The following is a 17,505-nucleotide window of genomic DNA, read 5'->3' as shown; positions in this document are numbered from 1 at the left end:
CGGCCGGCAAGATCGGCAAGCCGCTTGCCGCAAAGGTCTTCCATGCCGTCTATCTGCCGCCACATCTGCAGGGCTGGCGTCTTGATCGCCCGGAAGCTGGCGGCGGGGTTATCCTCGATATTACTGTCCACGATACCGATACACTGCGCTACGTGCTTGGCGACGATCCCGTTGAAGCCATTGCTTCCACTCAGCAAAGCGGCCTCGCCAAGGCTGGGCTTGAGGACGCTGTGATGGGCGTCATGCGGTTCAAATCCGGGCTTATCGCCATGTTCCATGACGGCTTCACCACCAAATATTCCGAAACCGGTTTCGAAGTGCACGGCACTGAGGGCTCGCTCGTAGGCCGTAATGTGATGACGCAAAGGCCGATCGGCACCGTGACCTTGCGCAATGCCGACGGTGAGACGGAACTGAAGCTCGACCAGAAGAACCTCTATGAAACCGGTATCGCCAAATTCCACGCCGCGATTGCCGGAAACGGCAAGCCAGCGGCGAGCGGCGAGGATGGTGTCTGGTCACTGGCGGCAGGCATCGCTGTTGCCGAAGCGGCCAGGACCGGAACGGTGCAGAAGATCAACTCGGGCCTTTGAGAACAGAAACTATAGTCATGGACAAGCACATAACCCCTGAAGAGGCTGCCAGCCTCATCCCTGACGAGGCAATCGTTTCCGTGTCGTCTTCGAGCGGTCTTGGCTGTCCGGATCTGATGCTCAAGGCCATCGGCGCGCGCTTCGATGCGACGGGCCATCCGCGCGATCTGACGACGCTGCATCCTATCGCAGCAGGGGACATGAGTGGTATCAAGGGTGTCGACTACATCGCCAAAAAGGGTCTTTTGAGGAAGATTATTGGTGGTTCCTATCCATCAGGTCCTTCCACCGCCGAACCGCCTTTGATCTGGCAGATGATCGGAAATGACGAGGTCGCCGCCTACAATATCCCGTCCGGAATTCTCTTCGACATGCATCGCGAAGCGGCAGCCAAACGGCCTGGCGTGTTCACCAAGATCGGGCTTGATACCTTTGTTGATCCCGAGCGCCAGGGCTGCGCCATGAACGCAGCTGCCGCCAAGGAGCCGGTCGTCCGCAAGATCGAATTTGAAGGCGAGGAATGGCTGTTCTTCAAGCCTATTATTCCGCAGGTTGCCATTATTCGCGCCACGACGGCTGATGAACGCGGCAACCTAACCTATGAGCATGAAGGCGCCTATCTTGGCGGCTTCGACCAGGCGCTGGCCGTGCGCAACAATGGCGGCATCGTTATCGCCCAGGTGAAACGCATTACCAAGAGCGGTTCGTTGAAACCGCATGACGTGCGCGTTCCGGGCATCCTCGTTGATTATGTGGTCGTCGATCCTGACCAGAAACAGACCACGCAAACCGTCTACGACCCGGCCATTTCCGGTGAAATCTTCCATCCGCTGGAAGACTTCGCCCTGCCGGACTTTAATATCCAGAAAGTTATCGCGCGGCGTGTGGCCATGGAGCTCGAGGCCGGAAGTGCAGTCAATCTCGGCTTCGGAATCTCTGCCAATGTACCGCGCATTCTTCTCGAAGAAGGCCTGCATGGCGCAGTTACCTGGGTCATCGAACAGGGTCCTGTCGGCGGCATCCCGTTGCTCGACTTTGCCTTTGGTTGTGCGTCGAACGCCGAGGCCTTCGTGCCGTCCCCGCACCAGTTCACCTATTTCCAGGGTGCTGGTTTCGACGCATCGCTCCTGTCTTTTCTCGAAATCGACAGGACCGGTTCTGTCAACGTTTCGAAACTGAGCTTCCGCCCGCATGTTACCGCCGGCGCTGGCGGCTTTGTCGATATCACGGCAAGAGCGCGCAAGATTGTCTTCTCCGGCATGTTCAATGCTGGTGCCAAGGTGCATGTGGAAGATGGCAAGCTGGTGATCGAAAAGGAAGGCAAGCTGAAAAAGCTGGTCAATGAGGTCGAACACGTCACCTTCTCGGGCCGCCGCGCGATCGAACAAAGCCAGCACATCACCTACGTCACCGAGCGCTGCGTCATGGTTCTTCGGCCTGAAGGCCTGGTGCTCACCGAGATCGCGCCGGGCGTTGATCTGCAGACCCAAATCCTTGATCAGTCAGAATTCCCGCTGGTCGTGGCCCGTGACCTGAAGTTGATGGATGATCGCCTGTTTGCAGCTCGACCTTTCGGGCTGGAACTGCCGCAGAAACCGCACAGGACGCTCCATGGCTGATCCGCGCATCGAAGTGACCATCGCCGGACCCGTCGCCACGATCACAGTGTCGCGACCGGAGAAGCTCAACGCTTTCGACATTGAGATGTTGAAGGAACTGAGCGCCGCCTGTGACGCTGTGGAAGCCAATGCGGAAATACGCGTTGCAATCCTTACCGGTGCTGGCAAGGCTTTTTCCGCCGGTGGCGACATCAAGGCCTGGGCGGCGATGACGCCGAATGAATTCGGCCATGCCTGGGTGCGTTTCGGGCACCGCGTGTTCGAGCGGCTGGCAACGTTGCGCGTACCGCTGATCGCCGCCCTTAACGGGCATGCATTAGGGGGTGGATTGGAACTGGCCGCAGCTGCCGATATCCGCATTGCAGAAAGCCAGATCAGGCTCGGTCTGCCGGAAACCGGCCTCGGCATGGTGCCGGGCTGGTCGGGCACGCAACGCCTTGTCCGGCGGTTCGGGGCGCAGGTCGTGCGCCGCATGGCGCTTGGTGGTGAAATCTTCAGCGCAGGCGAGGGTTTGAACCTCGGTCTGGTCGACCATGTCGTGGAGACTGGTGGAGCTGTTCGCACTGCACAGACCTATGCGGAGCGTATCGCAAAGCGCGGACCGGCCGCTGTCGAAGTGGCAAAACTGATGATCGCCTCGGCCAATGGCGAAGACAATGGTACGGCGGTCGAGGCGCTTGGCTCGATCCTCATCGCAAAAACAGCGGACCTGAAAGAAGGTGTTTCGGCCTTTGCCGAAAAGCGTGAGCCCGTGTTCAAGGGAGAATGGTAATGACGGTTCTGGTACGGCCACAGGCACTCGATAATTTCAAGGTGCGCGAATTCCAGATGCTGATCGACGGCAGATGGACCAATGGCGCGGAAGACGGCGTGATCGAGCGCAAGAGCCCGGGGCATGGCGTTGTCGTCTCGCGCTATCAGGCTGGAACAAAGGCGGATGCGGAACGCGCGATCGTGGCAGCACGCCATGCTTTCGACAACGGACCGTGGTCGCGCATGACCGGCGCGGAACGCTCGAATATCATCCTGAAGGCTGCCGATCTGATCGCGGCGCGCTCGGATGAGCTCGCCTATCTTGATTGCATCGAGTCTGGCAAGCCGATCAGCCAAGCGAAGGCCGAACTGGGCGGGGCTGTCGATATCTGGCGCTATGCGGCAGCTTTGGGGCGCGATCTGCACGGCGAAAGCTACAACACACTCGGCGAAGGGACATTGGGCGTCGTGCTACGCGAGGCGATTGGCGTCGTCTCGATCATCACGCCCTGGAACTTCCCGTTCCTTATCGTCAGCCAGAAACTGCCGTTTGCGCTGGCGGCGGGCTGTACGACGGTCGTCAAACCGTCGGAATTGACGTCCGGCTCGACGCTGGTGCTCGGCGAAATCCTGATGGAAGCTGGTGTGCCCGCTGGCGTGGTGAATATCGTCGTTGGCACAGGCGCCGAAGTTGGCGCGCCAATGACGACACATCCCGATGTCGACATGGTATCCTTTACCGGCTCAACACTCGTTGGCAAGCTTACGATGGCCAATGCCGCGCAGACGCTGAAAAAAGTGTCGCTTGAACTGGGTGGCAAGAACCCGCAGGTCGTTTTCCCTGATGCCGAGTTGGATGACTTCATCGATGCCGCGGTGTTCGGTGCCTATTTCAATGCGGGCGAATGCTGCAATGCCGGATCGCGCCTGATCGTTCATCGCGATATCGCCGATGAAGTCGTGCAACGTGTGGCGGCGCTTTCCGCCAAGGTAAGGGTAGGCGATCCGCTGGACCCGCAAACCAAGGTCGGTGCGATCATTACGCCCGAACATCTTGCCAAGATCGATACCTACGTGCGCAACGCTGCCTCGGCCGGTGCCAATCTCAGTCATGGTGGTTCGCCACTGGATCTCGGAATGGGGCAGTTCATGTCGCCGACGATCCTGTCTTCCGTCCAGCCGGACATGGCTGTGGCACGCGAAGAAGTATTCGGACCGGTCCTGTCTGTGCTAACATTCGAAACCTTGGAGGACGCCGTTCGTATCGCCAATTCCATTGACTACGGTCTGTCGGCTGGCGTTTGGAGCCGCGACTTCGATACGTGCCTGACAATTGGCCGGCGGGTGCGTGCGGGAACGGTATGGATGAACACATTCATGGACGGTGCGTCGGAGCTGCCATTCGGTGGATACAAACAATCTGGACTGGGACGAGAGCTCGGCAGGCATGCAGTAGAGGACTATACGGAGACGAAGACCTTGAACATGCACCTAGGTAGGAGGAAAGTAGTATGGTCAGGGAATTAAATCGATTGTAAGAGCCATTCTGCATATTGTAAGAATGCTCCGGACTTGGGGAAACTTCGGTCGGATTTTGTCAAATTTTTTCTCTTTTTTCACGTGGGAGGCCTGAAATGAAAAAGTGGATGAATACAGTCGCTGCAGCAGCCATGCTGCTCGGCACGGCAACAATGGCTCGTGCAGCTGAAAACGTCGAAGTCCTGCATTGGTGGACATCCGGCGGCGAGGCAACGGCGCTGGAAGTGCTGAAGAAAGATCTGGAGACCAAGGGCATCACCTGGTCGGATATGCCTGTTTCCGGTGGTGGCGGTACAGAAGCCATGACCGTTCTTCGCGCCCGTGTTACGGCCGGTAACCCGCCAACGGCCGTGCAGATGCTCGGTTTCGACATTCTGGATTGGGCGAAACAGGGTGCTCTCGGCAATCTTGATGATGTCGCTGCAAAGGAAAAATGGGATGCTGTTATCCCGACTGCCTTGCAGAAGTTCTCCAAATATGACGGTCACTGGATTGCAGCCCCGGTCAATGTTCACTCGACCAACTGGATCTGGATCAACAAGGCCGCGCTCGACAAGGCCGGTGGCAAGGAGCCTGCAAACTGGGACGAGCTGATCGCTCTTCTCGACAACTTCAAGAAGCAGGGCATTACGCCGATCGCTCATGGTGGTCAGCCCTGGCAGGATGCGACGATTTTTGACGCCGTTGTTCTGTCACTCGGCAACGACTTCTACAAGGCCGCTTTCATCGATCTCGACCCCAAGGCTTTGGGTAGCGACAAGATGAAAGAAGCCTTCGATCGCATGACCAAGCTACGCAGCTATGTGGATGACAATTTCTCCGGCCGTGACTGGAATCTTGCCTCCGCCATGGTCATCGAGAACAAGGCTGGTCTCCAGTTCATGGGCGACTGGGCCAAGGGCGAATTCGTCAAGGCCAAGAAGGAGCCAGGCAAAGATTTCGTTTGCATGCGCTTCCCGGGCACACAGGGCTCGGTCACCTTCAACTCTGACCAGTTTGCGATGTTCAAGGTCAGTGATGCTCAGCGTGCGCCACAGCTTGTCATGGCATCCGCCATCGAAAGCCCGACCTTCCAGTCGGCCTTCAACGTCGTGAAGGGTTCCGCGCCAGCGCGCACCGATGTTCCGGACACTGCCTTCGATGCTTGCGGCAAGAAGGCGATCAAGGACCTCGCTGAAGCCAACAAGGCTGGTACCCTCTACGGGTCGATGGCTCACGGCCACGCCAATCCCGCGGCCGTCAAGAACGCGATCTATGACGTGGTTACACGCGAATTCAACGGTGAGTTGAGCTCGGACGAGGCGGTCAAGGAACTCGTTTCCGCCGTTGCTGCAGCGCAGTAGGTTTGCATTCTGTCCGGGGCTCATTGCCCCGGACAGATTTCCGCGACGCTCGCGGCAACGATAAAAATTTCGAGATAATTCAAGGGGTGAGGCTATGGATACCCGCAGCCGCATGCAGGACTTGATACCCAAATTGGTATTGGGACCGAGCTTTCTAATCGTGCTGATCTTTGTTTACGGCTTCATTGCCTATACCGGCATCCTGTCTTTTACAGACAGCAAGATGCTCCCGACGTATGGCTTCGTCGGCTTTGAGAACTATCGCAAGCTCTGGGCATTGCCGCATTGGTGGCGTGCGATCACGAACCTCGGCATCTTCGCCTCGCTTTATATCATCATCTGCACCTTCATAGGCCTCGGCCTTGCGATCCTTCTGGACCAGAAGATACGCATCGAGGGGTTCCTGCGACCGATCTATCTCTATCCCATGGCGCTGTCCTTCATTGTGACGGGCGTTGCCTGGAAATGGTTCCTCGATCCCGGGATTGGCCTGGAAAACACGATGCACCAATGGGGCTGGCAGAGCTTCGCCTTCAACTGGATCAAGGATTCGAAGATGGCGATCTACACCGTGGTGATCGCCGCCGTGTGGCAGTCGTCAGGCTTCGTGATGGCGATGTTCCTGGCGGGCCTGCGCGGTGTCGATAATGAAATCATCAAGGCAGCCCAGATCGATGGCGCCTCGACCGGGATGATCTATCGCCGCATCATCATTCCGCTGATGCGGCCTGTGTTCCTGTCTGCGTTCGTGGTGCTCGCGCATCTCGCCATCAAGGCCTATGACCTTGTCATCGCGCTGACGGGCGGTGGCCCGGGCCAGGCAACTGAATTGCCTGCGACCTTCATGTATTCATATACCTTCACCCGCAATTCTATGGGTATCGGCGCCTCATCTGCGATCATCATGCTGATCATGATCTTCTCGATCATCATTCCCTATCTCTATTCTGAAATAAGGGGGGGCAACAAATGAGCGCCCAGGGCCCAGATAACGCAATATCAAGCGGCAAACTCACGCGCGCGCTGATTTACACCGGACTTTTGTTGTTCGCGTTCTACTACCTCCTGCCACTCTACGTGATGGTGGTGAATTCGTTGAAGCCGTTGGATGAAATTCGTCAGGGCGGCATGCTTTCTCCGCCGCACGAGTGGACGATCGAGCCTTGGCTTTCTGCCTGGTCAACCGCACAGATCGGCGTACAGCCCACCGGCCTCAGGCCTTATTTCATCAATTCGATCCTGATGGTGGTGCCTGCAGTTGCGATATCAACCATTGTGGGTGCCCTCAACGGTTACGTCCTGACAAAATGGCGGTTCCGCGGGTCCAATGTGATGTTCGGCATGCTGCTTCTCGGCTGCTTCATTCCATTCCAGATCGTGCTCATTCCAATGGCACGCATGCTCGGCTTGCTTGGTATGGCCGGGACGATCCAGGGCTTGATTCTTGTCCACATCATCTATGGTCTCGGCTTCACGACTTTGTATTTCCGCAATTACTACGAGGCGTTTCCGACAGAGCTGGTACGTGCGGCACAGATTGATGGCGCAAGCTTTTTCCAGATATTCCGGCGCATTCTCTTGCCATCATCGGGGCCGATCATCGTCGTTTCCGTCATCTGGCAGTTCACGAATATCTGGAACGACTTCCTGTTCGGTGCTTCATTCTCGGGATTCTCTAGTACGCCCATGACCGTTGCCCTCAACAATCTCGTCAACTCCTCGACGGGCGTAAAGGAATACAACGTGCATTTCGCCGGCGCGATCCTGGCCGCGCTGCCAACTCTCATCGTCTACATCGTTTCCGGACGTTATTTCGTCCGCGGCCTCATGTCCGGCGCCGTGAAGGGATAAATCAATGTCATTTCTCCAGATCAAAGACCTGCATAAATCCTACGGCAATGTGCCGATCCTCAAGGATATCAACATCGAAATCGACGAGGGCGGGTTTCTCGTGCTCGTCGGCCCTTCAGGCTGCGGCAAGTCCACTTTGCTCAACACCATTGCCGGGCTGGAGCCGATCACTTCCGGTGATATTTCGATCAAGGGCAAGTCGATCAGTGGCCTGCATCCATCCAAGCGCGACATCGCCATGGTGTTCCAGTCCTATGCGCTTTACCCGAACATGACCGTCGGTGGAAATATTGCCTTCGGCATGGAAATTCGCGGTGTTCCGAAGCCGGAGCGCGACAAGGCGATCAAGCAGGTCGCCGACATGTTGCAGATCGGCCATCTGCTCGATCGCAAGCCGAGCCAGCTCTCCGGCGGTCAGCGGCAGCGCGTCGCAATGGGCCGTGCACTCGTGCGCAACCCGCAGGTGTTCCTGTTCGATGAACCACTGTCCAATCTCGACGCCAAGCTGCGTGTCGACATGCGTACGGAAATCAAGCGCCTGCACCAGCGCATGAAGACGACAATCGTCTATGTGACGCATGATCAGATCGAGGCAATGACGCTTGCCACTAAGATTGCCGTTCTGAAAGACGGGGTGCTGCAGCAATTCGGAACGCCGGCAGAGATCTACAACAATCCGACCAATCTTTTCGTCGCCGATTTCATGGGCTCGCCTGCAATGAATCTGCTCAAGGCCAAGATCGACGGCGGTGCCTCCGATCTGCATGTCGTGCTCGAAAGATCCGGCGCGGCTCCATTGCGACTGCCGATCAAGAAGACCAATAGCGGGCTTGTCAGCTTTGCTGGCAAGGACGTGATTTTTGGTATTCGCCCGGAAGCACTGACCGATCCTGATGGTGCAGACCGCAACGCAGACTCAATCGTCGAAGGCGAATGCCTGATCGAAGTGGTTGAACCGGCGGGCTCCGATACTTTCGCGGTGACAAAGTTGGGCGGCAAGGAGGTTGTTGCTCGTCTGCGCGCTGATGCACCCATTATTGCCGGGCAGAAGACGCAGCTTGCCTTCAATCTGGACAAGGCCGTGTTCTTCGATCCGCAATCGCAATTGCGTATTGGTGCCTGAACGATCGAACGCTATGAACTCCAAGCTAAAACCGAGCACAGCCGCCGATATCGTTATCATAGGCTCGGGCATTGGCGGCTCGACTGTGGCAGCCGGACTTGCAGGTTCAGGCGCAAAGATCGTCATTCTCGAGGCAGGCGATCATCTGCCTGATCGCCCGGAAAACCGTGATCCGCGCGCGATTTTCCAGCAGGGTTTCTTCCGGCCAAAAGAGAGCTGGTACGACGCAACAGGGCAAGCCTTCAACCCCGGCAATTACTACAATGTCGGTGGCAATTCCAAATTCTACGGGGCGGTGCTGACACGGTATCGCGCCGAGGACTTTGCGGAAATGCAACATCTGGAAGGCGTGTCGCCTGCATGGCCGTTTTCTTACGAGGAACTGGAGCCCTGGTACGGCAGGGCGGAGTCTCTGTTTCAAGTTCGGGGGACATTGGGCGAAGACCCAACGGAACCGCACCATTCGACGCCCTATGATTTTCCGCCTGTTCCCGATGAATCAGCCATTGGTGCCTTACGAGAGCGGCTCAAGAAAATCGGCGTTCATCCTTCGACCCTGCCGCTCGGCGTCGATATCGACACTTGGCTCGCCCATGGTAGGACACCATGGGACGCGCACCCCAACAGCTTCAATGGCAAGATGGATGCCGAGACCACTGCACTTGCCGCAGCATTGAAACACGAGAATGTCCGGCTCCAAACCAACTCGCGCGTCACAAGGCTTGAAACCGCGCCTGATGGCAAGACGATTATAGCGGTGCACTATCAGAAGGATGGCGCGAGCTACGTCATAAAGCCGAAGCTCGTCATCCTTTCCGCCGGTGCCGTGCAGTCAGCGGTCTTGTTGCTGCATTCGGCCAATGAGGCCAATCCAACAGGCCTTGCCAATCGTTCCGACCAGGTCGGTCGCAATTTCATGAACCACAACCTGTCGGCAGTCATTGGTTTCGATCCCCGCTTCAGGAATGACTCCGTCTATCAGAAGACGTTCGGCTTCAACGACTTCTATCTCTCGGACGGAAATGGTGGCGCACCACTTGGCAATGTTCAATTGCTCGGACGTATCAGCGGCCCGGTTCTGAAATCAGATCTGAAGCTCGTCCCAGAATGGGTCCTAGGCCGCTTTTGTGCCCATACGGTGGATTTCCTCGCCATGAGCGAGGATGTGCCAAAGCCGGAAAGCCGTGTTCGCGTCGATGGTGACAAGATTATCCTGCAGTGGATACGCAGCAATTGGCCGGCGCACCAGAAACTCGTCGCCCAGATCAAGACTGTATTGCGCGCTGCGGGATTTCCGCTGGTGCTCTCCAAGGCATTTGACCGCAAGACGCCATCGCATCAATGCGGTACGGTTCGCATGGGGACCGATCCTGCGCAGGCACCGCTCGATATCTATTGCCGTGCCTTTGACCACCCAAATCTGTTTGTTGTCGATGCTGCGTTTTTGCCAACTTCCGCGGCGGTCAATCCAGCACTCACCATCGCAGCGCAAGCGCTGCGCGTCGCGGATCATATCGTGTCGAAGGATCTTGGCCAATGAAGCCCGCTGCACTCGTAACAGGAGCAAGGCGCGGAATCGGACTTGCTATCGCCAAAGCGTTGGCCGGCAAGGGTTTCGACCTGGCGATCACTGATATCGTCCGCGATAAGGCGAGTGACGGTGCTGTCACGGCGCTTGAAGCGCTGGGGGCTAGGGCGCTGTTCCTTGAAGCGGACATTGCCGACATTTCCGCACATGAACAGACCGTCCAGGCCGTCATGGATGCCTACGGACGCATTGATTGCCTTGTCAACAATGCCGGTATCGGCTCGAAGATTCGGGGGGATTTCCTGGATCTTGAGCCAGCTAACTATGATTCAATTTTCGATATCAATCTGCGTGGTACCGTTTTTTTCACACAAGCTGTGCTGCGGAAGATGTTCGATCAACGGGCTGAATCTATATCGCGGTCGGTCATCAACATAACTTCGGTTTCCGCCGAAATGACCTCACCAGAGCGGCTGGACTATTGCATGACCAAGGCAGCGCTGGCTGCTTTTACGCAAGGACTTGCGCTACGATTGGCTGATCAGGGGATCAGCGTCTTCGACGTGCGCCCGGGCATTGTCCGCTCCGATATGACGTCTGTTGCTGCTGCAAAATACGACAAACTGATCGCTGACGGCCTTGTGCCGATGCGGCGCTGGGGCGAACCGGACGATCTCGGCCGCATTGTTGCGGCGCTCGCCAGCGGCGATTTCAATTTTGCCACGGGTTCCGTCATCAATGCCGACGGTGCCCTTTCGATAAGCAGGCTCTAGAATGACTTACGATTATATCATCACAGGTGCTGGACCTGCGGGCTGTGTGCTCGCCAATCGCCTGAGTGAGGACCCAACTGTTACGGTACTTCTGTTGGAGGCGGGCGGCAGCGACTGGAACCCGTTGTTCCACATGCCGGCCGGCTTTGCCAAGATGACCAAGGGCGTCGCCAGCTGGGGTTGGGAAACGGTGCCGCAGAAACACATGAAAGGCCGCGTCCTGCGCTATACTCAGGCCAAGGTCATTGGAGGCGGCTCAAGCATCAATGCCCAGCTTTATACTCGCGGCAATGCAACCGACTACGATTTATGGGCGAAGGAAGACGGTTGTGCCGGCTGGAGCTATCGCGACGTCCTGCCCTATTTCAAACGTGCCGAGGACAATCAGCGTTTCGCCGACGATTATCACTCCTATGGCGGGCCGCTTGGGGTTTCCATGCCAGTGGCCACATTGCCAATTTGCGATGCTTATATTCGCGCGGGCCAGGAACTCGGTATTCCCTACAATCATGATTTCAACGGTAAGCAGCAGGCCGGTGTTGGGTTCTATCAACTGACCCAGCGCGATCGCCGCCGCTCCTCCGCTTCCATGGCCTATCTCGCGCCGATCAGGGACCGGAAGAATCTGACGGTTCGAACAGGTGCGCCAGTATCGCGGATTGTTCTGGAAGGCAAACGCGCCGTTGGTGTCGAAATGATCAGCGGCAATTCGCGCGAGATTGTGCGGGCAGGACGTGAAGTACTGGTTAGTTCCGGCGCAATTGGCTCGCCGAAGCTGCTGCTACAATCCGGCATCGGTCCGGCAAACCACCTGAAAAGTGTTGGGGTTGCTCTAGTGCACGATCTGCCGGGGGTTGGCGAGAACTTGCAGGACCATCTTGATCTGTTCGTCATTTGCGAATGCACGGGCGACCATACATATGACGGCGTTGCCAAGCTGCACCGGACCTTGTGGGCAGGCCTGCAATATGTGCTGTTCCGCTCCGGTCCGGTCGCCTCAAGCCTCTTCGAGACTGGCGGCTTCTGGTATGCCGATCCCGAAGCGCGTTCGCCAGATATCCAGTTCCATCTTGGCCTTGGATCAGGCATCGAGGCTGGTGTCGAGCGATTGAAAAATGCGGGTGTGACCCTCAACTCGGCCTATCTGCACCCACGTTCCCGCGGCACGGTGCGCTTGCAATCGAATAATCCGGTAGCTGCACCGCTCATTGATCCCAACTATTGGAGCGATCCGCACGACCGCAAGATGTCGATCGAGGGCCTGAAGCTCGCGCGCGAAATCATGCAGCAGGCTGCGCTGAAGTCCTACGTTATGGCAGAGCGCCTGCCTGGACCAAAATACAATTCCGATGAGGAATTGTTCGATTATGGCTGTGCCAATGCCAAAACAGACCACCATCCGGTGGGCACTTGCAAGATGGGAACGGACGCTTCAGCCGTCGTGGATCTGGAGTTGAAAGTTCACGGAATTGACGGTTTGCGCGTCTGCGACAGTTCGGTGATACCGCGCGTCCCCTCATGCAATACAAATGCACCGACGATTATGATGGGTGAGAAAGGCGCCGATATCATCCGCGGAAAGACACCGCTGCCCCAGGCGATCTTCACCAACGAGATGAATGAAAAGCGCCCGCGTTCACGAGCGGATATTCGTTGATCTGGAAGAGAAGGGGCGGCGAAATTGGCCGCCCATCTCCTTTCAACGCAGTCTGGTATCCAGAAATACGCCCGCTTCGCGCGCGGCGCTGATAAAGGCGTGCCGTGCCTTGTGAGCGGGCTTCCAGCCGTCAAGTGCATCGAGGCAGGCTTGCAGGGCCCGCCTGTAGCTCGGCCCCTTCTTGGTAGGCCAGTACGTTCGCAGGCATTCTATCGCTTCCCAAACGCTGGATACCGCTCGCTGACCAGCAGCGCCGAGAGTAATCATAACCGGGATGGGAAAACGCTTGTCGTTCATTACTTCCTCCATGAATGTCGGACAGTCCAGCTTCGCTTGGTTGCTGCGCTGAGCTGATCACAGTAATGCGTCGGGAGTCAGTCTGGTTCCATGACAGTTTGGCGAAATATTCTTGATCGCAGTCGGTACGAATCACACATCGTTTTGAAAGGATATCACTGATCGCGAGGGCGCACCAACCAGCCATAGAATGCGCCACAGGCAAGCAGCAAACAGGTGGCCAGGAACACGGCGCGCATGCCAAAATGACCGCCGACAAAGCCACCTGCAAGCGGCCCGACAACCTGCCCGATATATTGCGACGATGTTGCGTAGCCCAAAATGTTACCCGCGATCCCGTCTGGAACGTTGTGGCGGATCACGGCCGTGATACAGGGCAGGAGCCCGCCAAGCGAAAGCCCCATCAGGAAACGCAGGACAATCAGCTGCCAGCCCTCGGTGACAAAAGCTTGCGGTATCAGCAAGAGTGCGGAAACGGCAAGAGCTGCAACGATAACGTTCCAGTGTCCGATGCGGTCGGCAAGCTTGCCGAGACGAGATGCCGATAGGATGCTACCAAGTGCTGCAGCAGACATAACGATACCAGCAACAAGTGTCACCTGGCTCGGGTCACTGACCAGTTGTGCCACATAGACCGTAATGATCGGCTCGATCGACATATTGGCGAGCATGAGAAACATGCCTGCGAGCAACATGACAATGATAGGACGTTTGTCCGCGATTGCCATCCATCCGGCGCCCTCTTGCCTGGTCGCGTGCTTCTTCGGTGCCCGCCATTCTTCCTTGATGAAAAAACTTGTCGCCAGAAACGTGATAAAAATCACGCCGCCAGCCAACCAGAAAGTCTGGCGAATCCCGATCAAAGGCGGCAAGGCGCCGCCGACCAGCGGACCGACGAGATTACCCGCCATGATCCCGGAAGATAGCGTCCCGAGCGCCCAGCCTGTCTTCGCCTTTGGCGTCTGAGTTGCGACAAGAACTGTCGAACCCGACGCATAGCCGCCCAGCAGCCCTGTTAGCAAACGCAGGAATACCAACTGCCAGACATCAGTCGCCATGCCGATCAGCGACATGGCAACGGCCATGCCAAGACTGGCACGAATGAGCATCAGTTTGCGTCCGTAAAGATCCGCAAGCCGGCCCCAGAGCGGGGCAACCAGCGCGGCGGTGAAAAATGTGGCGCCATAGGCGACCCCCGACCACTGGACGATGGCGGCATGCTCTTTGACGCCCAGTTGCTCGACATAGAGCGGTAGAAACGGCAAGATCAGTGTCATGGCGACGATCGTGGTAAACGAGCCTAGCAGGCAAACGATCAGATTTTGCCGCCAGTAAGGCGATTGCGCGGAATTGTCGGCTTCGTGCGTTGCGGTCATGTTTGTCCCGCCAGGCTCTCGCCTTGCTGTATCGTATCCATGAAAAGACCAGATTTCGCATCGCAGAATCCGATGCGCCTCTCATTGCAAGAGCGCGAATATGCCGGTAGTTTTTCAGCTGTTTGCGGCAATAGCAATGTCACCTTGTCGGAAACGCGGCAACGCGACCTAAGGCGTATTCCGCACCCGGCCGAATGAGTGATCCATTGCCGCCAGCGCTGCGTACTCTTGCACGGCACTTCGTGCGTGAGGAGGATATTCATGCTCAAGACTTCTTCCCGCAATTTGGTAATGAGCGCCCTTCTTACGTTTGCTGTGGTTGCGCTCGTCTATGCGGAGGAGCCGGTCGATACCGCTCAGATGATCATCAAGAACCAGATCGCCGCATTCCTTAATAATGACGCAGCAGCAGCCTATTCCTTCGCGTCACCCGCGATTCAGGAAAAGTTCCTCAACCAGAATCTCTTTTTCGAGATGGTGAAACGAACCTACCAGCCCGTATTCCGGCCAGGCAATTTCGCCTTCGGCCGCAGTAAGGTTGTTGGCGATCAGGTGATCCAGGAAGTATTGATCACCGGTCCTGACGGCAAGGATTGGACGGCAATCTATCAGCTGGTGAGACAACCGGACGGCGCGTACAAGATCAACGGAGTGCAGATACTTCAGTCAGCCCCTGGTCCGGCAATCTGATGCTGGCAGTGCGGGCGGCAGCATTCTTCAGCCTGGCGGTGTTGGCGACCGGAATAGCCTTTCCGATGCGGTCCCAACCGGCTGAGCTCTGTGATTGCCGTGCATAGTAGCGATAGGATGTGTTTGACCAGTCTTTGACGGAGTTTGTGCGGCTGTCGAGAATGAGGTCACCGGCCGAGGTGCGGGCAGTCAGTACAACATGCCCCTCATTGCTGAATGGCAGACGCGCCACGGTCAGCAACAGCGATGCGGCGGGCCAGCCGCGCCTCATGAGTTCGCGTTTTTTCAGGATAGCGAAATCCTCGCAATCGCCCGCCTTCGTGGGAATAGTCCAGAGATCTTCAACACCATTGGTCTGCATGTCGCTTTGCTGCGTGATGCTTGAATTGACGCTGGCATTCACGGCTTGAAGCTGCTTGCGTTTGTCGTCAGTCAGCTGCACCACTTTGGCGCCGGACCGGGTGTTGCAAAGGCTCGCGAAGTGTTCGCAAAATGAACGGAAGGCCGGCGGGCCGAAGCCCTTGCCCGAGAGCTGCATTTCCGTCCCTTCGGCAAATGCCGAGGCTTGCGCCATGGCGATCAGGGAGAATGAAGTCAAAATCAACAGGGAACATTTTCGGGTCATTCGATGCTCTCCAGCAAACATGCAGGTCGAACTTGCGCCCAAATCCGGTAAAATCGTGGTCAAGGCACTGAACTTATGAATCAATTGTTAACGTGCTGTTACGGTATAGACCCGCGTGACATCAACGCCATCACTCGCGTGCTTTTACTTATTTAGGGTTACGAAAGTATCTACTGGAACACACCACGCCTTATTACCCAGCGCGTACTCTCGAATTAGATAATAGCGTATACACAGCAATATTCCATCGCTCTTTTTACATCAAATATAAGCAGTATTGTTGCGTAGAAAGACCAAAATCTTAAGTTTACATATTACACAAGCAATAATGCCATCAAAGGCTAGGTGAATAAATAAGATATTTTCCTGATGTGTGGAGTTGCTTGTCATCTGTAACACTTGGGGAAAAGTAAAATGCGTACAATAATAAAAAACAAAAACGAGGGAAGACGCAGCGTTTTATTCACTGTTCTGACAATTTCAGCGTTGAGTCTAGTATCAACTGTCATTCAGACCGAGCATGGATATGCGCAAACCAGACGGGCTTTGTTTGCAAGTGCATCGCAGTGCAGGCAATTGACCGACGATAATGTCGGGTTGTGCTGCTATGCGTTAAACAAGAAATTCATTCTGACGCAGCAGCAGCTCGCAATGTGTCCGCCGATGACAACGTCGGCAATCAGTTCACGGTCGAGCGTTGATCGTGAAGGTGGCGGTAATCGCACTGGCAGCGCAGGCAATCATTCGAGCAAGGGAAAGTCTGGCGACAGCAATGCTGCTGGCGCAAGCACCAACAGCAGTTCTGGCAGCAACTCCAGCGCAAGCAACTCCACGGGCAATAGCGCTGGCGGCAATCCAAGTGGCGGCAGTCCCGGAGGCAGTAACACTGGTGGGGGCAATGCCGGCGGCGGCGATACGGGCGGCGGCAATCCCGGCGGCGGCGATACAGGTGGCGGCAGCCCCGGCGGTGGTACTGGCGGCGGCAACCCCGGCGGCGGTGATACGGGTGGCGGCAATCCCGGCGGCGGTGATACAGGCGTTGGCAATCCGGGCAATTGCGATCCGGGCGGAGACAAACCGAATGGTCACCACGGAGGCCATAAGGGCGGTGATCATGGCACGGGTGATCACAAGGGCGGGCGGCCATGGCAACGATTCTGACGGTAATGACAGTTCCAACCCGGGTAATAGCAAACAACGGGGATGGATCAGATGCGGACGGTGCAAATAATGGAAGCGGCGGCCGCGGAAGCGGAGGGCATGGTCACAACAGATAGATAAAAGATTGCCCCATAGTGCCACTGAAGCGTTGGTAACCGCCGATAGGCAGCGCAAACCCTCGCTTTGAAAGGGAGCATGCACAACAGCGACAGGCTTCACCCGCAAACGGTGAAGCCTGTTTTGCTATCGACTGTAAAGCCATCCTGCCACGAGCACGACTGCGGTTATGACGATGAAAAGGATTATGTAAGGCCGTATCGGCGTGAGATACGGCTCGTATTCCGTTTTCGGTGGATCGCGATCGTTCGTGTCCATCTTCCGATCTGGTGTGTGCAAAATTTGAGAGGCCCGGCCGGGCTTGGGGGTATATGGGATAGCCGGGCCCCTGCTGGGGTCAATCAGCTTGTCCAGTCTGCACGGATGCGGCCCGTTCTTCAATTAGCCGTCAGCTCGCTATAATTTCTTAGTTTGAATTATGATCAAGCGCCCGGGATGCGGGCATCCAGCCGTTTCAGTG

At 56.6% G+C, this 17,505-nt stretch carries 16 protein-coding genes; 13 read left to right on the top strand and 3 right to left on the bottom strand.

Annotation, left to right across the window (positions count from 1 at the left end; all coding sequences use genetic code 11):
* The 11 genes from AAAC48_RS21645 to AAAC48_RS21595 all read left to right on the top strand — a co-directional run.
* Positions 1-593 (top strand): Gfo/Idh/MocA family oxidoreductase (locus AAAC48_RS21645; RefSeq protein WP_340656170.1); only part of this gene is annotated, 593 nt, incomplete at its 5' end.
* 17 nt (positions 594-610) lie between these two features.
* Entirely contained in the window at positions 611-2,212 is a 1,602-nt protein-coding gene (locus AAAC48_RS21640; RefSeq protein ID WP_340656169.1) for an acyl CoA:acetate/3-ketoacid CoA transferase, read from the top strand.
* The gene (locus AAAC48_RS21635) at positions 2,205-2,984 is read left to right on the top strand and encodes an enoyl-CoA hydratase/isomerase family protein (RefSeq protein ID WP_340656168.1); all 780 of its coding nucleotides are present in this window, start codon (positions 2,205-2,207) and stop codon (positions 2,982-2,984) included. The genes AAAC48_RS21640 and AAAC48_RS21635 overlap by 8 nt, the downstream gene beginning before the upstream one ends.
* The gene (locus AAAC48_RS21630; protein WP_340656167.1) at positions 2,984-4,492 is read left to right on the top strand and encodes an aldehyde dehydrogenase family protein; all 1,509 of its coding nucleotides are present in this window, start codon (positions 2,984-2,986) and stop codon (positions 4,490-4,492) included. The genes AAAC48_RS21635 and AAAC48_RS21630 overlap by 1 nt, the downstream gene beginning before the upstream one ends.
* Before the next feature lie 107 nt (positions 4,493-4,599).
* Entirely contained in the window at positions 4,600-5,847 is a 1,248-nt protein-coding gene (locus AAAC48_RS21625; protein WP_340656166.1) for an ABC transporter substrate-binding protein, read from the top strand.
* Positions 5,848-5,941: 94 nt separating this feature from the next.
* Positions 5,942-6,820 carry a sugar ABC transporter permease gene (locus AAAC48_RS21620; protein ID WP_340656165.1) on the top strand — a complete coding sequence of 293 codons (879 nt, stop codon included), beginning with the start codon at positions 5,942-5,944 and terminating at the stop codon, positions 6,818-6,820.
* Positions 6,817-7,698: a carbohydrate ABC transporter permease gene (locus AAAC48_RS21615; protein WP_340656164.1), complete on the top strand. Its 882-nt coding sequence runs from the start codon at positions 6,817-6,819 to the stop codon at positions 7,696-7,698. Before AAAC48_RS21620 ends, AAAC48_RS21615 begins: the two co-directional genes overlap by 4 nt.
* Positions 7,699-7,702: 4 nt before the next feature.
* Positions 7,703-8,821, top strand: coding sequence for a sn-glycerol-3-phosphate ABC transporter ATP-binding protein UgpC (ugpC, locus tag AAAC48_RS21610; RefSeq protein WP_340656163.1), 1,119 nt, complete (start codon positions 7,703-7,705; stop codon positions 8,819-8,821).
* A 13-nt stretch (positions 8,822-8,834) separates the two neighbouring features.
* Positions 8,835-10,361, top strand: coding sequence for a GMC family oxidoreductase (locus AAAC48_RS21605; RefSeq protein WP_340656162.1), 1,527 nt, complete (start codon positions 8,835-8,837; stop codon positions 10,359-10,361).
* Positions 10,358-11,122 (top strand): 3-ketoacyl-ACP reductase, encoded by a 765-nt coding sequence (locus tag AAAC48_RS21600; protein ID WP_340656161.1) that lies wholly within the window; start codon positions 10,358-10,360, stop codon positions 11,120-11,122. The genes AAAC48_RS21605 and AAAC48_RS21600 overlap by 4 nt, the downstream gene beginning before the upstream one ends.
* 1 nt (position 11,123) lies before the next feature.
* Complete coding sequence (locus AAAC48_RS21595; protein ID WP_340656160.1) at positions 11,124-12,779, top strand: GMC family oxidoreductase N-terminal domain-containing protein; 1,656 nt, start codon at positions 11,124-11,126, stop codon at positions 12,777-12,779.
* Between the two features lie 42 nt (positions 12,780-12,821).
* Here AAAC48_RS21595 and AAAC48_RS21590 read toward each other — a convergent pair whose 3' ends face one another.
* On the bottom strand, positions 12,822-13,076 hold the full coding sequence (locus AAAC48_RS21590; protein WP_340656159.1) for a DUF982 domain-containing protein: 255 nt from the start codon (positions 13,074-13,076) through the stop codon (positions 12,822-12,824).
* A 155-nt stretch (positions 13,077-13,231) separates the two neighbouring features.
* Positions 13,232-14,452 (bottom strand): MFS transporter, encoded by a 1,221-nt coding sequence (locus AAAC48_RS21585; RefSeq protein WP_340656158.1) that lies wholly within the window; start codon positions 14,450-14,452, stop codon positions 13,232-13,234.
* Positions 14,453-14,743: 291 nt separating this feature from the next.
* Here AAAC48_RS21585 and AAAC48_RS21580 point away from each other — a divergent pair, with 291 nt between their 5' ends.
* Positions 14,744-15,142 carry a DUF4864 domain-containing protein gene (locus AAAC48_RS21580; RefSeq protein WP_340656172.1) on the top strand — a complete coding sequence of 133 codons (399 nt, stop codon included), beginning with the start codon at positions 14,744-14,746 and terminating at the stop codon, positions 15,140-15,142.
* Here the strand turns inward: AAAC48_RS21580 and AAAC48_RS21575 are convergent.
* A complete protein-coding gene (locus AAAC48_RS21575) occupies positions 15,096-15,716 on the bottom strand; it encodes a transglutaminase-like cysteine peptidase (protein WP_340656171.1) in 621 nt (206 codons plus the stop codon). The two genes, AAAC48_RS21580 and AAAC48_RS21575, sit on opposite strands and share 47 nt — an antisense overlap.
* Before the next feature lie 714 nt (positions 15,717-16,430).
* Here AAAC48_RS21575 and AAAC48_RS21570 point away from each other — a divergent pair.
* Entirely contained in the window at positions 16,431-16,928 is a 498-nt protein-coding gene (locus AAAC48_RS21570) for a hypothetical protein (protein ID WP_340656157.1), read from the top strand.
* The last annotated feature ends 577 nt before the right edge of the window (positions 16,929-17,505 follow it).

The organism is Phyllobacterium sp., assembly GCF_037994405.1.
Lineage (GTDB): Bacteria > Pseudomonadota > Alphaproteobacteria > Rhizobiales > Rhizobiaceae > Phyllobacterium.
Note: the sequence above shows the minus strand (reverse complement) of the source record. Positions and strands in the feature narration are given on the sequence as shown.

Bases quoted from the DNA above. Each gene is read 5' to 3' on its own strand.
- AAAC48_RS21640 (WP_340656169.1), top strand. From the start codon at position 611: ATGGACAAGCACATAACCCCTGAAGAGGCTGCCAGCCTCATCCCTGAC.
- AAAC48_RS21635 (WP_340656168.1), top strand. From the start codon at position 2,205: ATGGCTGATCCGCGCATCGAAGTGACCATCGCCGGACCCGTCGCCACG.
- AAAC48_RS21630 (WP_340656167.1), top strand. From the start codon at position 2,984: ATGACGGTTCTGGTACGGCCACAGGCACTCGATAATTTCAAGGTGCGC.
- AAAC48_RS21625 (WP_340656166.1), top strand. From the start codon at position 4,600: ATGAAAAAGTGGATGAATACAGTCGCTGCAGCAGCCATGCTGCTCGGC.
- AAAC48_RS21620 (WP_340656165.1), top strand. From the start codon at position 5,942: ATGGATACCCGCAGCCGCATGCAGGACTTGATACCCAAATTGGTATTG.
- AAAC48_RS21615 (WP_340656164.1), top strand. From the start codon at position 6,817: ATGAGCGCCCAGGGCCCAGATAACGCAATATCAAGCGGCAAACTCACG.
- ugpC (WP_340656163.1), top strand. From the start codon at position 7,703: ATGTCATTTCTCCAGATCAAAGACCTGCATAAATCCTACGGCAATGTG.
- AAAC48_RS21605 (WP_340656162.1), top strand. From the start codon at position 8,835: ATGAACTCCAAGCTAAAACCGAGCACAGCCGCCGATATCGTTATCATA.
- AAAC48_RS21600 (WP_340656161.1), top strand. From the start codon at position 10,358: ATGAAGCCCGCTGCACTCGTAACAGGAGCAAGGCGCGGAATCGGACTT.
- AAAC48_RS21595 (WP_340656160.1), top strand. From the start codon at position 11,124: ATGACTTACGATTATATCATCACAGGTGCTGGACCTGCGGGCTGTGTG.
- AAAC48_RS21590 (WP_340656159.1), bottom strand. From the start codon at position 13,076: ATGAACGACAAGCGTTTTCCCATCCCGGTTATGATTACTCTCGGCGCT.
- AAAC48_RS21585 (WP_340656158.1), bottom strand. From the start codon at position 14,452: ATGACCGCAACGCACGAAGCCGACAATTCCGCGCAATCGCCTTACTGG.
- AAAC48_RS21580 (WP_340656172.1), top strand. From the start codon at position 14,744: ATGAGCGCCCTTCTTACGTTTGCTGTGGTTGCGCTCGTCTATGCGGAG.
- AAAC48_RS21575 (WP_340656171.1), bottom strand. From the start codon at position 15,716: ATGGCGCAAGCCTCGGCATTTGCCGAAGGGACGGAAATGCAGCTCTCG.
- AAAC48_RS21570 (WP_340656157.1), top strand. From the start codon at position 16,431: ATGACAACGTCGGCAATCAGTTCACGGTCGAGCGTTGATCGTGAAGGT.